The 14,856-nt window shown below is 68.6% G+C and carries 11 protein-coding genes and 2 pseudogenes; 8 read left to right on the top strand and 5 right to left on the bottom strand.

Annotated features, from left to right (window positions below):
* Nucleotides 1-662: RNA-guided endonuclease TnpB family protein (locus ACZ5NH_RS44370; protein ID WP_468784044.1), on the top strand; the 662-nt coding region annotated here is incomplete at its 5' end.
* A pseudogene (locus ACZ5NH_RS44365) lies at nucleotides 638-736 on the top strand (IS5/IS1182 family transposase); the annotation flags it as partial. The gene ACZ5NH_RS44370 and the pseudogene ACZ5NH_RS44365, both read left to right, overlap by 25 nt.
* 128 nt (nucleotides 737-864) lie before the next feature.
* Here the strand turns inward: ACZ5NH_RS44365 and ltrA are convergent.
* Both ltrA and ACZ5NH_RS44355 read right to left on the bottom strand, forming a co-directional pair.
* Nucleotides 865-2,097 carry a group II intron reverse transcriptase/maturase gene (gene ltrA, locus ACZ5NH_RS44360; protein WP_468784042.1) on the bottom strand — a complete coding sequence of 411 codons (1,233 nt, stop codon included), beginning with the start codon at nucleotides 2,095-2,097 and terminating at the stop codon, nucleotides 865-867.
* 55 nt (nucleotides 2,098-2,152) lie between these two features.
* Nucleotides 2,153-3,205 (bottom strand): annotated as a pseudogene (locus tag ACZ5NH_RS44355) (IS1380 family transposase); the annotation flags it as partial.
* 236 nt (nucleotides 3,206-3,441) lie between these two features.
* On the opposite strand from ACZ5NH_RS44355, the gene ACZ5NH_RS44350 reads away from it, so the two are divergent.
* From ACZ5NH_RS44350 to ACZ5NH_RS44335, 4 genes are all read left to right on the top strand, one after another.
* Nucleotides 3,442-3,966, top strand: coding sequence for a hypothetical protein (locus ACZ5NH_RS44350; RefSeq protein ID WP_468784040.1), 525 nt, complete (start codon nucleotides 3,442-3,444; stop codon nucleotides 3,964-3,966).
* A gap of 116 nt (nucleotides 3,967-4,082) precedes the next feature.
* Nucleotides 4,083-5,240, top strand: coding sequence for a DUF4331 family protein (locus ACZ5NH_RS44345; protein WP_468784038.1), 1,158 nt, complete (start codon nucleotides 4,083-4,085; stop codon nucleotides 5,238-5,240).
* Nucleotides 5,241-5,326: 86 nt separating this feature from the next.
* Entirely contained in the window at nucleotides 5,327-6,310 is a 984-nt protein-coding gene (locus ACZ5NH_RS44340; RefSeq protein WP_453124140.1) for a tetratricopeptide repeat protein, read from the top strand.
* Nucleotides 6,298-7,686 (top strand): Dyp-type peroxidase, encoded by a 1,389-nt coding sequence (locus ACZ5NH_RS44335; RefSeq protein WP_468784035.1) that lies wholly within the window; start codon nucleotides 6,298-6,300, stop codon nucleotides 7,684-7,686. The genes ACZ5NH_RS44340 and ACZ5NH_RS44335 overlap by 13 nt, the downstream gene beginning before the upstream one ends.
* Nucleotides 7,687-8,218: 532 nt before the next feature.
* On the opposite strand, the gene ACZ5NH_RS44330 is transcribed toward ACZ5NH_RS44335, so the two are convergent.
* Nucleotides 8,219-8,941 carry an LmeA family phospholipid-binding protein gene (locus ACZ5NH_RS44330; RefSeq protein ID WP_468784033.1) on the bottom strand — a complete coding sequence of 241 codons (723 nt, stop codon included), beginning with the start codon at nucleotides 8,939-8,941 and terminating at the stop codon, nucleotides 8,219-8,221.
* Between the two features lie 32 nt (nucleotides 8,942-8,973).
* Entirely contained in the window at nucleotides 8,974-11,178 is a 2,205-nt protein-coding gene (locus tag ACZ5NH_RS44325) for an MMPL family transporter (RefSeq protein ID WP_468784031.1), read from the bottom strand.
* 233 nt (nucleotides 11,179-11,411) lie between these two features.
* Between ACZ5NH_RS44325 and ACZ5NH_RS44320 the strand changes: the two genes are divergently transcribed.
* Complete coding sequence (locus tag ACZ5NH_RS44320; protein WP_451552619.1) at nucleotides 11,412-12,035, top strand: TetR/AcrR family transcriptional regulator; 624 nt, start codon at nucleotides 11,412-11,414, stop codon at nucleotides 12,033-12,035.
* A gap of 200 nt (nucleotides 12,036-12,235) precedes the next feature.
* Here ACZ5NH_RS44320 and ACZ5NH_RS44315 read toward each other — a convergent pair whose 3' ends face one another.
* Nucleotides 12,236-13,141: a DUF4231 domain-containing protein gene (locus ACZ5NH_RS44315; protein ID WP_468784046.1), complete on the bottom strand. Its 906-nt coding sequence runs from the start codon at nucleotides 13,139-13,141 to the stop codon at nucleotides 12,236-12,238.
* A gap of 355 nt (nucleotides 13,142-13,496) precedes the next feature.
* Here ACZ5NH_RS44315 and ACZ5NH_RS44310 point away from each other — a divergent pair, with 355 nt between their 5' ends.
* Nucleotides 13,497-14,597 carry a hypothetical protein gene (locus ACZ5NH_RS44310; protein ID WP_468784029.1) on the top strand — a complete coding sequence of 367 codons (1,101 nt, stop codon included), beginning with the start codon at nucleotides 13,497-13,499 and terminating at the stop codon, nucleotides 14,595-14,597.
* Nucleotides 14,598-14,856: the final 259 nt, after the last annotated feature.

Here is a 14,856-nt window from a genome sequence, read left to right as displayed (position 1 = left end):
TAGACCTGGGCCTGGGGCACTTCGCCGTCCTCTCGGACGGCCGGAAGATCGACAGTCCGCGCTTCCTGCGCCGGGCTGAGAAGCAGCTCAAGAAGACTCAGCGCGCTCTGTCCCGCAAGGAGAAGGGCAGCGCCAACCGGAATAAGGCCCGCATCAACGTCGCCCGCGCTCACGCACGGGTGGCCGACGCACGGCGGGACTTCCACCACCAGCTCTCCACCAAGCTGATCCGCGAAAACCAAGCCATCGCGGTGGAAGACCTGGCGGTCAAGTCACTCGCCCGCACACGTCTGGCCAAGTCCGTGCACGACGCCGGATGGTCGCAGTTCGTGACCATGCTGGAGTACAAGGCCACCCGGTACGGGCGCACCTTCGTGCGCATCGGCCGCTTCGAGCCCACCTCTCAGGTCTGCTCGGCCTGCGGCGTCAAGGACGGCCCAAAGCCCCTGCACGTCCGGGAATGGACGTGTGCAGAGTGCGGGACCGTCCTGGACCGAGACATCAATGCGGCGGTCAACGTCGCCAAGGCGGCCGGACTGGCCGTGTCAGCCCGTGGAGCGCAGGTAAGACCGGTACCCGTACCGGCACAGCGCGATGAAGCAGGAACCCACCCGGAGCCGCGCCCGATAACGGCGCGGCAGACGGGAATCGCCCTCCTTTAGGTGAGCGAGGATGTCAAAAAGAGAGGAACACCGTCGAGCGCCTGATCAACAAGCTCAAGGCCTGGCGAGGCATCGGTGAGGTCGACTCGGGGCGCCCTGCTGGTGTCTCCACCAGTGGGTTTCCCCGAGCCGCCTCCCGAACCCGGCGTGCCCGTCTCCGGGCACCGGGCTCTCCACAAGCCCCGTTGGGGTGGTCAGATCCTCATGCCGCAGTGGGCCACGGGCTGGGAATGACTGTTCCCCGGTATCGGTACCTGGTCGTGCTCACCTTTGCCGGGTTGAACAGTTCTCTCTCCTCCGTGACAGGCCACCAGCCACCTCCGCAGTAGCGGCGGCGAAGCTGCTTCCACGTGATCCCGGGGTGTTTGCGCCGTACCCACCGAACTACCCGCATCCACGCGTAGTGGCTGAGGTAGCAGAAGGCGACGTTCGAAACCCCGGGGCGGAAGTACATGCACCAGCCCCGCAGCACCGAGTTCAGTCGGTGCAGCAGGACTGTCAGCGCCAGGCCGACGTGCTGCCGTCCGGTCAGCTCCTTCACCTTGGCCATCACGGAACGCAATGACTTCCGCGCCGGGTAGGTGTAGACGTACTGCCGATCAGTGCCCTTCTTCCGGTGACGCTGGATGCGCCATCCGAGGAAGTTGAGGCCCTCGTCGATGTGGGTGATCCTTGTTTTCTCCATCGACAGGCGCATGCCCATCGGCGCGAGAACCGCTGCCACCTCCTCGCGCAGTGCTTCGCAGTGCTCGCGAGTGCCGGACACGAGGATCAGGAAGTCGTCCGCGTAGCGGACCAACCGAAGGTTGGGCTCGCCACGGCGGCGGCGTCCCGCGCGTCGTGCCTCGGTGGTGGTCGGCCCGCCCGGCCGGTTGGTGACGTACTTGTCCAACACGGTCAAGGCGATGTTGGCCAGCAGCGGCGAGAGGATCCCGCCCTGCGGGGTGCCGGTGCGTGTGTCGGCAAGGGTTCCGTCCCGGGACATGATCCCGGACTTGAGGAACGCCTTCACCAGCGACAGGACCTGCTTGTCCCCGATCCGATCCCGTACCTGGTCCATGAGAGCCGTGTGCGAGATCTCGTCGAAGCACGCCGTGATGTCGCCCTCCACCACCCATTCGTAGGAATGGCTGGCGAGGTATCGGCTCTCGGCGACAGCGTCCTGAGCCCGGCGGTTCGGGCGGAACCCGTACGAACACGGGAGGAAATCCGCTTCGAACACCGGCTCCAGCACCAGCTTCAAGGACGCCTGGACCACCCGGTCCGCCACGGTCGGAATGCCCAGGCGACGGAGCTTGCCGTTCGTCTTCGGGATCATCCGCTCACGCACCGGAACCGGCCGGAAGCTGCGTTCTCTCAGCTGAGACCGCAGCCCGTCGAGGAAGACCTCGACTCCCTGCCCGGCCTCGATGGAGTGTGCGGTTCTCCCGTCCACTCCTGCCGTGCGGGCGCCCTTATTTCCCCGGACCCGATCCCACGCCACCAGAAGGAAGGCGGTGACGCAGTTCGAGATCGGCAATCGGCCGGGCAATGGTGTTGGTGGCGAAGCAGGTCAGCCGCATGCCGTCCGCGTCGGTGAGCCGCAACTGGGCCCCCGGGTGAGGCCGTTCCTTGCGGACGATCAGCCGCATCCCCTTTGGCCAGCCGGCCAGGACGTCACCGGTGAGTTCGGCGACCCAGGCGCCGTCCCGGATCTCGCCGTCCGCCTCGACGGCCGGTGTCCAGGCCGACTCCGGCACCTTCAGCACGCGCTGGTGGATCGCGTCGGTGATCACCATGCCGACGGAGTACGACAGCCAGCGCCCGCGCTGGGCGAGCCAGGCGACGAAGTCGTGGGTACCGCCCGCGGAGTCGGTGCGGATCAACGTCTGTCGTCAGCGCCAGTACTTCTTCGGCAGTTGAGCGAGGGCCGGGCTGGCTGTGGCGATGTGGTCGCAGGCGGTGTTCGACCCCGTGTTCCCCGGCCTGAGCTGCGCCGCGACGGGTTCCCCAGTGCCGCCCGGGCCGTGGTCGACGAAGGCCATCAGCGGGTGGTGGCCGTAGGTTCGTTTCCAGGTCGGGGCGGCGTCCTGCTTTTCGGAGTGCGCGATCACCAGCACCCCGTCCAGGTCGATGGTCACCGTCCCGTCCGCGTCTGGCGCCTTCCGGCTGGCCAACTGCCAGATTCTGTCTCGGGCTTCGGCCCGTGCAACACGGATCGCCCGAAGGGCGGTAGCGCCGGAGGCGGCGAGGGTGTCGATCAGGCGGGAGACCGTCGGGTCGGAGGCGACCAGCCCGAACACGGCTGGCTCGGCCCGCAGCATGCCGACATCGGCTAGGCAGTCCCCGCCCAGCGCCACCGCCAGGGCGAGGTCCAGGATGACCTTCCCCGGATCGTGGACGGCCCGCCGCCTGCGCCACGGAGCAAGCGCGGCGGATAGCGCTTGGTCAAGACCGGCCTTGCGGACCGTCTCCCCCAGGAGCACCGAACCGGCCTGCGAGACCACCTGGCGGCCGTCTCCCTGGACACGGACACGCGGGTACGACGAGATGGGCTCTCTCACCTGGAAAGTGCTGTTTTCCTTGCAGCCACAGGACCCTCAGCAAGTCCTATCGTTGCAGGTCAAGGGCACTTTCGCGTTTCCGCTCATGATCTGGACGCCGCCGCCCTCGGCCCATGGGGCGAGATCGTCTTGCCGACGCCCTGGAGGACGACAAAGCTGGCTGTGGAGGCAGTCCGGAAGGCGCTCAGAGGAGAGCCAGCAGACCAGCCGGTAGACGATCAAAAGGAGACGGAGTCATGACAACACAGAGTTCTGCGCAGTCGGCGACTCCGGGGGACGCGACTCCGACCGTGGCCAGGCAGCCCGACGGTCTCGGCAAGCGCGTCGGGGAGGTAGCGGAAATCACCGTTCTATTCGATGCCAAGCCGGGCGGGGCGGAGAGGTTCCACCAGAAGGCCGCCAAGATCCAGGAGGACGCCTGGCACTACGAAAAACTCGTCGGCACTGTCCACGACTTCCGCGTCACGTTCATCAACAATGACACTCAGGTAATAGGCGCGGTCACCTATGACGGTGACTTCAGGCCGTACATGGCTGACATCTTCGCCAACGCCGGGCCATGGTTTGACGAGATGTTCGAAGATACCGTTGAGGGCTGGCCCGGGGCGAGCGATCCGAAGATGGTCGACTGGCTGGCGACGAAGATCGTTGAGGCGGACATGTGGTACGCCTCCAATCCGACCATGACGGTCGAGGACACCACCAAGGCGCAAAAGGTCACGCAGGCGTTCAACGCGTTGCTGGATACTGCGTCCGCCTAGCAGTTGTCTCGCGTCCCAGGTGCCGTGGCCGTGGCCGTGGCACCTGAGTACCACCAGGCGGCCCGGCAACGCTGCGAGGTCGTCGGCCGGGCCCCGTCAGCGGAGGTCGCAGCATCATGTCCGACCATCTTTCCGGCACCCGTGCCCTGGCCGATCCGGCCATAGATCTGACCGACCTCTTTGCCTTTCCCAGCCCCTCCCGGGAGGGTCGGCTCGTCCTCGTCATGAACGTTTTTCCCAACGCCCGGCCGGGAGCCCTGTTCTCCGACGCTGCCAGCTATCGCTTCCGCGTCCGTCCGGCATCCGTGCCCAGGGGAGATACCGGCTCACTCTTCGATGTCGGCACCGACGAATTCGCGCTTACCTGCACCTTCTCGGCTCCGGTCGGACCGGATGACAACGGGGAGTTGACGCAGCGGGGAACGTGCCTGCTGCCGAAGGGCGAATCGGTTTCGTTCCTGGTGAATGACGAGCGGGGCGGCGAGGGCCATGGCGTGCGCTGCTACGCCGGACTGCGGCTGGATCCCTTCTTCATGGACGTGGGCAAGGAGGTGGAGACGCGGGCGAATCGGCGGCTCGCCTTCGTGGCGAAGGGCACCAACACTCTGGAGGGCGCCGACGTCCTGACCGTCGTGGCAGAGCTTGACGTCGCCAGGGTGTTCGGGGCGGCCTCGGGGAGCGTCTTCGCCGTCGCGGCGGAGACCGTCACGGCCGGGCCGTATCCGCTGCGCCTGGAACGTCTCGGCCGCCCCGAGGTCAAGAACATCCTCCTGTCGGACAACGGGGTCGACACGGCCAACAAGGTCGTGGATCTGCGTGATCTCTACAACGAGGAAGACCCGTTCCGGCTGGGTCCGAGGTACATGGACGCCTATCGCGCACGGCTCAATGCCAACCTGGTCTTCTTCGACGGTCTCGACGGCAAGGCGGACTGGACGACACAGCCGGACGGTACGCATCCGCTGACGGAGCTGCTGCTCGCGGACTTCCTGGTCGTGGACGCGGCCAAGCCGTACGCGGAAGACAGCTATTTGGAGATCGAGCAGGCGATGCTGGAGGGACGGGAGCATGCGACCTGTGGCGGCCGGTCGCCCAACGACGATGTCATCGACACGCTCTACACGCTGATCGTCAACGCGGGCCATGGCCCACGCGTGAGCGACGGCTGCGAGGCGACCGTCCCGGCTTCGCGCGAGTTTCCGTATCTGGCACCGGCCAATCCGAACCCGCCCGAGCAGGCGGCCACCATCCCGACGGCCCCCGCGAGCCGATGAGCAGCCCCACGGCGGGCACTCGTGCCGGCGGCGCGAGAGGACCCGACCTTGCGGGTGGGCCGCCTACGACAGCCGGCGTCATCGCCATGGGCAACCTCGACGCACGCATCGAAGGTCTGACGTCGCAGGCGACACGAGGAGGACTCACCGCCGACGGCTGGGGCGAGTTGGTGGAGCTGACCGCCCTGCGCGGGCACGTACGGGGCCGCATCGACGAGGCCGAGCGCGCTGCCTCGCTGGCCGAGATGTTCGTCGACCAGGCGCCGCGCGATCCTCGCTCGCTTCTGGCGCGCGCCCGGCTGCGGGGCCTCTTCCACCGGTTCGCGGCGGCGCTGGACGATCTGGACGCGGCGGCCGCGCTGGGACTCGATCGGCGAACCGTGGACGAGGAGCGAGCAGCCGTCTGCCAGACGGTCGGGCGCTACGACGAGGCGCTTGCGCTGCTTCGACAGGGGCTGTCGAAGCAGCAGGACTTCAGGACTCTCGGCGCCATGGCCCGCTGTCAGGCCGAGAGCGGTGCGGCGGACGAGGCCGAGACCTGGTTTCTGGCGGCCAGACGCGCCTACCGCGGGGTCAGTCCCTTTCCACTGGCGGTCCTCGAATTCCAGTGCGGGCAGATGCGGTTGGCCCAGGGACGCCTGGTGAGCGCGCGCACCTGGCTGGAGTCGGCCGCTTCCCGGCTGCCGTCCTACGTGCCGACGCAAGGGCGGCTCGCTGAGACCGACGCCGCCGAAGGCAGGATGGCCGTGGCGATCGAGCGCCTGCGCCGGCTGGCCCTCATCAGCGACGATCCCGACTACACCAGCCGGCTCGCCCGCCTCCTGGGCCAGTCCGAGGCGTCGGCGGAGGCTCGGTTCTGGCGTGCCCACGCTGGCGCGCGCTACGAGGAATTGATGGCGCGCCACCCCGAGGCGTACGCCGATCACGCGGCGGAGTTCTGGCTGACCGTCGGCGGCGATCCCCAACGAGCACTTCGGCTCGCGCGGCACAACCTCGTCCTTCGGGCGACCCCACGCGCCCACGCACTCGTCGATCGCGCGATGCGCCGTGTCGGACAGTGCCGACGATAGGGGAAATTGGTACAAATCATCCGGCACCCTTCCGGAGGGACGACATGACAGCAACCGAAGTCCCACCGCTGCAGCTGGACGAGATTCAGGGCATCGTGCTGCGCAACCGGCCGTCACCGTACGTCGGCACCTACATCCTGCTGCGTTTGGACGATCCCGGCGCCGGGCGTCAGTTGATGGGGCGTCTGGCCGAGTTGGTCGACTCCGCTGCCAACTGGTGGCAACCGGACCTGCCCGCGCTCCTCAACGTCGGACTGACGTGTCGGGGCATCGAGGCGCTCCAGGTCCCACCGGCCTCCCTGAACAGCTTCCCCGAGGAGTTCCGGCAGGGCATGGCGGCACGTGCCGAGCTCATCGGCGATACCGGGGAGAGCGCGCCGGCACGCTGGGAGCCGCCCTTCGGCACCGGCCAGGTGCACGTCATGCTGTCCCTCCTGGCCGCCGACCAGGAGTCATTGGCGGTCGTCCTCGAACGCGCACGCACAGCCCACACGCAGCTTCCGGGCCTTCAGGTCGTCTATCGGCAGGACTTCTACCAGCTGTCCACGGGGCGCACCAGCTTCGGCTACAAGGACGGCATCGGCAACCCCACGATCGAAGGCAGCGGCGCCGAGACCCCGCCCGATGACGGTTCCGCGCTCAAGGCGGGCGAATTCGTGCTCGGCTATCGCGACGAGACCGGAAACCTGCCGCCGATGCCGCAGCCGGCCGAACTGGGCCGCAACGGCACCTTCGTGGCCTGGCGGAAGCTGCACACACGCGTCGCGGCGTTCCGCCGGTACCTCCACGACAACTCCGGCAGCCCGGAAGAGGAGTCGCTGCTCGCCGCCAAGATCGTGGGCCGCTGGCAGAGCGGCGCTCCGTTGATCCTGGCGCCCGAGCACGACGACCCGGCCCTGGGGGCGGACGACCAGCGCAACAACGACTTCCGCTACGCATCCGATCCGAGCGGCGCAATCTGCCCCCACGGTGCCCACGCCAGGCGAGCCAACCCGCGCGACTCGGAGATCATCGGTGACGTCCGCCTGCATCGCATGATTCGACGGGGCACCAACTACGGCCCGCCGCTGCCGGCCGGCGTCCTGGACGACGACGGCGCCGACCGTGGCATCGTCTTCGTCTTCATCGGCTCACAAATCGAGCGACAGTTCGAGTTCGTGAAGTCGCAATGGTTGGACGACGGCAACTTCACGGGCCTCGGCCGGGAGAAAGACCTGCTCACGGGCGACAATGACGGAACGGGCGACTTCACGATCCCGCAGCACCCCATCCGGCGCCGCCTGCACGGCGTAGAGCGTTTTGTCATTACCCGTGGCGGAGAGTACTTCTTCCTACCGAGCCTCAGCGCGCTGCGCTGGCTGGCCGACGTCAAGTGAACCGAGCGCCGCTCATGTCGATAGAGACAATCACCCGCTCCGGGATCGGGCGGTTCTCTTGGAACTTGCCTGAGGGGCCGTCAGCTTGCTGACCGACCCATTATGGTGAGAGTTGGTGGAGTTTGCAGAGCCGAGGCAGATAGAGGGCTCAGCTGTCGCGCCGGGTGGGCGCCGGGTTCCACGGCTCCGGTGGGCTGGTGCTGTTCGCAGGGACAGGAAGACGCTGGTCAGTCGGTGCGGGAGGGCATGGAGCCGGCGCAGGGCATCGATGATCGCGTCGGTTCACCTGGGAAGTGCGCCTTCCTCGCAACTAACAGGACCCTCAGCAAGTCCTATCGTTGCAGGTCAGAACCACCCCCGCGTTCTTGATCAAGCCTCGGGCGGCCTGCTTCGTGAAAGCGCGAGGCTAGAGCAAGGCGCTGCCGCTGCCCACCAGACAGATCGCTTTCCCGTCCCAGGCCGGTGTGAGTTGCCGTTGGCCGTCAGCGGCGGCGCCCGGAGGTCGTCTCCCGGGCGGCCGCCGCTCGGACGGTCAGACGGCTTTCCGGCCCGTGCTCGGTGTCGATCCGGCGGCGATGGAGAAGCCGAGGACGAGGCCGTCGTCGGCGGCGTGCGCCGAGGTGAGCGCGACGCCGTGGGGCAAGCCGGTGACGGCCACGGTCCTGGGCCGCAGTTCATCGCGGAGTCCGGAGGTGGCCGGCAGGTCGGCGAGGTCGTCGACGGCCACGCTCCGGCCGAGGACGCTCACCGTGCTGGGTGTGATGGTGAACGCGTGCGCGGTCGTGGCCAGGGTCGCCCGCACGGTGAGGGGCAGGCCCAGGCGGCCGACACTCCCTGTGAGGATCAGGTGGCCGTCCTGGCCGCCGGCGGTCAGGCCGTTGCCCAGCGCGCCCAGGCGGCGGGTCACCTGGTCGTATCCCACGGTGGCGGTTGCGGTGCCGCCGGCGCTGTCGCCGTTCGTCGTGACGTCTTTCAGGCGGATGCTGACATCCAGCACGGCGTGCTGAGCGTGTACGCCTTTCGCGCGCACCTCGACGTCGCCGACCTCCCCGCCCAAAGTGCGCAGGCCCGCGAGGGGGGTGGTGAGGTCGGCGTGCACCGGGCCGTCCGGCTTCAGCCGGCGCTCCGCCTGGGCGACGACCCGCTTCTCGGTGCGGTGCTCGACCCAGAGGTCGGTCGCGCAGGTGAGCAGGGCCAGGGTCGCGGCGGTGGCGGCCGAGATGAGGCGGGTCTTTTGGCGGGGGTTCGGTTTCACGTGGTCACTGCTCCGGATCGGTCGGCGGGCGGTCAGGCGTGCAGGCGCGGGAGGACCCGGTCGAGCCGGCGGGGTATCCACCAGTTCGCCCGGCCGATGAGGAACATGGCGGACGGCACCAGGATCAGGCGGACCACGGTGGCGTCGACGATCACGCTGATCGCCAGCCCCAGGGCGAGCATCTTCACGACCACGGTCGGCGAGGTGGTGAAGGACAGGAACACCGCGGTCATGATGAAGGCGGCAGCGGAGATCACGCGCGCCGTCGCGGACAGCCCCTCCCCCACGGCGAGCCGGTTGTCTCCGGTGCGGTGCCAGGCCTCGGCGATCCGGGACAGCAGGAAGATCTCGTAGTCCATGGACAGTCCGAAGACGATCGCGAACATCATCATCGGCACGTACGACTCGATGGGCACCGGCTCCGACAGCCCCAGCAGCGAGTCGCCCCAGCCCCACTGGAAGACCGCGACGAGCACGCCGTAGGACGCGGCCGTGGTGCACAGGTTGAGCACGACGGCCTTGAGCGGGATCACCAGGCTGCGGAAGACCGTCATGAGCAGCAGGAAGGCGAGGACCAGGACGATGCCGATGACGATGGGCAGCCGTTCGCCGACCGTGTCCCGGAAGTCGGCCTGGCCGGCCACGGTGCCGGTGAGGTAGGCCTTGGCGCCCGTGCCGTTCAGGGCCTTCGGCAGTGTCCGCCCGGAGAGGGTGGTGACCAGGTCGCCGGTGGCGGCGTCCTGCGGGCCGGTGGTCGGGGTGAGCGTGGTGACGAGGATCCTGCCGTCGGCGCTCGCCTTGAGAGGGGTGAAGGCGGCCACGCCGTGGGTGGTTCTCAAGGCCGTGGTCACGTCGCCCGTTATCCGGTCGACGGGCGACTTCGCACCGCTCACGTCGACGACGGTGACGATCGGGCCGTTCGCTCCTGCTCCGAAGCCCTGCCCGTCGGCGTGGGCGATCCAGTCGTAGGCGGTGCGGGTGCTGCTGCCGGGTCGGTCGGCACCGGCGTCGACGTGGCCCAGGCGCATCGACAGCAGCGGCAGGGAGCACACGCCGAGGACGGCGACGCCGACGACGAGGAACGTCCAGGGGCGCCGGGCGACGAGGTCCGCGTAACGGTTGCGGCCGTCGCCGGCCGCCGTGCCCTCCGCGACCGGGCGGCGCAGCCCGAGCCGGTCGATGCGCCTGCCCACCAGCCCCAGGGCCGCCGGTACGAGGGTGAGGGCGGCAGCAGCGGTGACGATGACGGCGAGGGTGGCCGCGAGGCCGATCTTGCCGATGAAGGTCAGCCCGCAGGCATAGAGGCTGAGCATGGCGACGGCCACGGTCACAGCGGCGACGAGGACGGCGCGTCCGCTGGTGTGCGCGGTGCGGGCCGCGGCATCGGCCGGATCGCGCCCCTCGATGAGGTCCTGGCGGAAACGCGTCGTCAGGAACAGGGCGTAGTCGATGCCGACACCGAGGCCGATCATGCCGGCCAGGGTGGTGGCCGAGGTCGCGAAGGAAAGCGTGGCGGCGACGATGCCCACGATGCCGAGGCCGACACCGACGCCGATCAGCGCGGTGATCAGCGGCAGCAGCGCGGCGAGGACACTGCCGAAGGCCAGCAGCAGGACGAGGAGGGCGGTGGCGACGCCTACGCTCTCGCTCAGCTTGTCGTCGGCCGGTGCACGGACCACCTGATCCAGATCCCCGCCGTAGGCGACGCCGAGCCCCGCCGCCCGGGCGGGGCCGGTCGCCTTGTCCAGTCGCCCGGTGTAGTCGTGGCCGAGGTTCTTCAGCTGCTCGTCGAAGGAGACGGCGGTGTATGCGGTGCGTCCGTCGGCGCTGGTGACGGGCGCGGAGACAGCAGTGACGTGCGGCAGACCCCGGAGGTCGGCCAGGGTCCGCTCGAGCGCGGAGTGCTGGTCGGCGATGGCGCCGGAGCTGGTGTGGAACACGACCTTGCCGCCCGGCCTGCCCGCCTCCGGCATCGAGGTGGCGAGGAGATCGGCGCCGGTGTGTGAGGCGGTGCCGGGCAGGCTGACCTGGTCGCTGAAGGTGGGCGCGGCGAGGTGCCGTCCGGCCAGGGCGGCGACGAGGACCAGCAGCCAGGCGGCGATCACCGCTGCCGGGTGCCGGGCGCAGAAGCCGCCGAGGCGGCCGAGTCCGCGGCGGGCCGCGGCGAAGTCGGTCGCCGGCCGGGCGGCGGTGTGCGCCCCGCTCGGCGCGGGCGGGTGCTGCAGAGATCGGGCCACCGTGACCTCCAGAAGAAAGTGTCATGAGTGACACGAACTCTAGAGAAGAAGTGTCATGAATGACAATTGTCAGTGGTGTCATTTGCTGGTGCGACACTCTGACGGCGCCCAGGGAGTGCGTGCGCACCAGGGGCCGCGCCGCGGGTGCGGCATGCGTCAACCGCGACGCGCCGGCCGTGGGTGGCATGTGTGTCAATTGACAGTCGCGACACCTTGGCGGGAGGCTTCGGACCATGCCCAGTGAGCCCACCCCCGCCGGACTGCGCGAACGCAAGAAGGAAGAGACGCGGCGCCGCCTGCTGGAGGGGGCGGCGCACCTGTTCAAAGAACGCGGCTTCGAGGCCACCACGGTCGCGGACATCGCCGCATACGCGAACGTCTCCGCGCGCACCTTCTTCCGCTACTTCGAGAGCAAGGAGGCGCTGCTGCTCCCCGACGGCGTCGAAATCTTCGCCTACGTCGAGAACGCCCTGGCCCGGCGTCCCGCGGACGAGGACCCCCTGGACGCGGTCTGCAACGCCCTGCTGGAGGCGGCCGAGCCGTTCGCCGCCTCCACCCTGACCGCCCTCAGCCACCCGGTCCAAGACATCGAGAACGTCGTCACGGCCCGACTCGTCCAGGCCTTCTCCGACTTCGAGGAACGGCTCACCGCCCTGGTCCAGCGCAGACTGCCACCCAACACACCGGACGCCGACCTCACAGCCGCAGTGATCGCCTGCGCCGCCCTTTCCGCAGTGCGCGCAGTACTGCGTACCCGCAGGGCACGCCGGGCCTCCGGCCTCACGGACACCAGCCCAGCACCCCTGCTGCGAGCCTTCGGGATACTGCGCAAGATCGGCTCTCCCGAACAGCCCTGACAGCGGGAGCCTCTCCCCGCTGCGGGGCGAAGCGGACGGCTTCATGCGTCGGAGCGGTCAGCCGAGCGAGGGCCTCGAAAAACCGTCGCAGCAGGCTGGCGGAGCACATGTTCAGACGAAGGCCGCTTTGGTGTACGGCGGTTACCGAACCGAGTGATCAAGTTCGAGGCAACATTCGACGCCGGCCGTCAAAGATCAAGCTAGTCGGTGGCCCACTTGGCCATCCATGCCTCGTTCTGCGCCGATATGATCAGTTCGCACCGCTCAACAAAGGCGTCGTCGCTGTCTGGTGCGGCGTGGCATGCCGCTGTGCGCCGGACCAGCAGGCTCTCCAGTTCCGCTGCAGTGCGGGAGAACTCCAGTTCCTGGTAGGCGTAGCGGGCCGCCGCCGCATGGGCGGTGACAGCTGCGGCCACGGTGGTGACCGTCGCGACCCACGCGGCAGCCTGGTCGGTGCCGAAGGCCCCTGCCGCAGCACTCAGTGATGCCGCGGTGGCAGCGAGGAGCAGCTCGACCCGGTGTACGACCGTGCTGCGACGGCCCATCTGCGTCGCACGCGGCCGGTAGTAGTCGCGGATCTGGCCCGCCACTCTGATCGTGACGTAGGAGTCCACGTCGAAGACCGGCGGCAGGGCGCGCGATCGGGGCGTGTGGGCTGTCGTCAGCCACGCCAGGTCGGCCGCGTCCGTGATCACGTCCTCGGTTCGACTGAGCAGGGTCCGCTCCACGCCTGCCGGATCCTCTCCCGCTTCGGACGCGCGATAGACACCGGCGCCGGCAAGGAAGGTGTACAACTCGCTCTTCAGCGCCTCGCTGACGGAGCGCAGGCGGGTCCAGTCGCGCAGCGCCGCCGGCCCCGACCTGAGGGCGGCCAGCGGCGCAAGCCCGGCCAGGGCGGCCGCCAGGAACGCCAGCACCTTGCCCACTTCGGCGTGCCACGCCATGGTCTGGGCTGCGGCTGTCGAGAGCACGGCCGCAGCAACAGCCAGCACCAGGCCGACTGCCCGTGTCCTTTCGATGGTTCGTTTCGCTGCGTCGGCCGCCTGCGACCACACACTCTGCTGGTCCCAAACGCGTCGCGGCGCCGCGTGTTCTGATTCCGCCATGCGGGTGATTCTTCCGCAGTTAAGATAGTGACGGTGCGTCACTGCGCGATCTCGCCAGGTGTGAATACAGGGGGACATCATGCCAAAAGGGCAGGACGGTCTACCCGGCCGGGGTCGTCAGCCCCGGCCGTCCGCCCGTATTCAGCAGTCGCCGGCCAAGGCCGGGCTACTGGCCGTTCTCGGTTGGGCGCTCGTGGGAATGGGATCCCTCGCGGGTGGAGCCGCGTACTCCTCTTTACGCAACGGTGAGGCCCGGCACGGCTGGCTTGTAGTCGGCGTCGAACTGTTCATCATGGCCGTTGGTCTGGGAGCCGGGCGGCGGGCAATCCGCAGGGGAATCCGGCACCGGGCGCCAGTGCTGGCCAGCCTCAACACTCTGCCCGATGGCGAGCACATCGTGCTGTTCCTGCGTTCGTTCGCCGACGACGACGGCTTCGCGCACATCCCCACGGGCCACCACCGTGGGCCGTGGGCGGCCACGGTCGACACCGAGGAGCAGCAACTGGCACGCGCGACTGCCCCGTTCGGCCGTATGGTCGCCCTGGGCCGGCCCGACGACCGTCTTCCGCAGGCCGGCGCGACCCGGCGTTACGCCTCGGACCACGACTGGCAGGCACAAGTGCTCGCCGCCCTGGACCGGGCATCGCTCGTCCTCTTGGCGTGCGGACCCGGGCGCAGCCTGCGCTGGGAAGTCCAGCAGGTCGTCGCCCGCGACCGCCCGGAACGGCTGGTACTGATCATTGCCCGCAGCCTCGAACAGTACGCATCCTTCCGGGCCGCCACCCAGGACCTGTTTCCCAAGCCCCTGCCCGACCCGGCCGACCAAACCTCCAGAGTGGCCCACCGCATACAGGGCCCGGACGCTTATACCCGCGAGGCCATCTGGTTCGACAGCGACTGGACCCCCCATCGCGCCCCCCTCGGCAGCATGGACGACCCAGAGGTCAAGGTCCACCAGCTGATCAGGTACCACCGCTGGGTGGGAACGGCCTTCCCGCTCGCCATCCGCCCGGTCTTCCGCCGAGCCGGCGTACCCATACCCGGACTTCCTGACGCACAACTCGCTCGCCCCTGGGCCGCTAAGACCGGCGTGGCGTTGCTGGCACTGGCCGCGACAGCGGCGGTCGTGGGGTTTGCCATGAGCGGCAATGTGGAGGCGCTGACCACCGGGATGATTTTCCTCTTCCTGCCGGTCGCGCTACTGCTGTACGGGACGTGGCGAGGCGTATATGTCGCCCTCCAGTTCCTGACCATCATCACCGGGATCCTGGCCACAGTCATCCTTCTCCTCATCTTCCTGCTGGGCCAGCTGTTCCACGGGCTCCCGTCCGGGCGCCTCGCCGTCGCCCTGCTCCTAGCGGCGGACCTGATCGCCGCTCTCCTGCTCCTGCATCGCCGTGATGTCCGGGACTGGGTCGCCTCCCGCGCTCTCAAGACGCCAGAAGGGTCGGCCTGACCCAGACGTCACCCGACGCGGCGACTGGGACGTCGGACCCCCAGCGAGCTCCACTGGACAGATCACCGCACCGCACTGAAGTACTAGCTTGATCTTTAACCTGTGCGGCGGGGCATCGGGGTGGTTGTCTTCTCCTTTCGTCGGTTCGCTGGCTGTGTCTTCTTAGAAGCCGTATCTCAACCGAACGTGATCGCTTGATTTCTACTGGTCAGGCATGGTCTGGCTCGGAATGAGGGAGGCATGCGGCGTCTTGTTTCGG

It is taken from the genome of Streptomyces sp. NPDC031426 (assembly GCF_055581585.1).
This window is presented reverse-complemented; position numbering and strand designations above follow the sequence as displayed.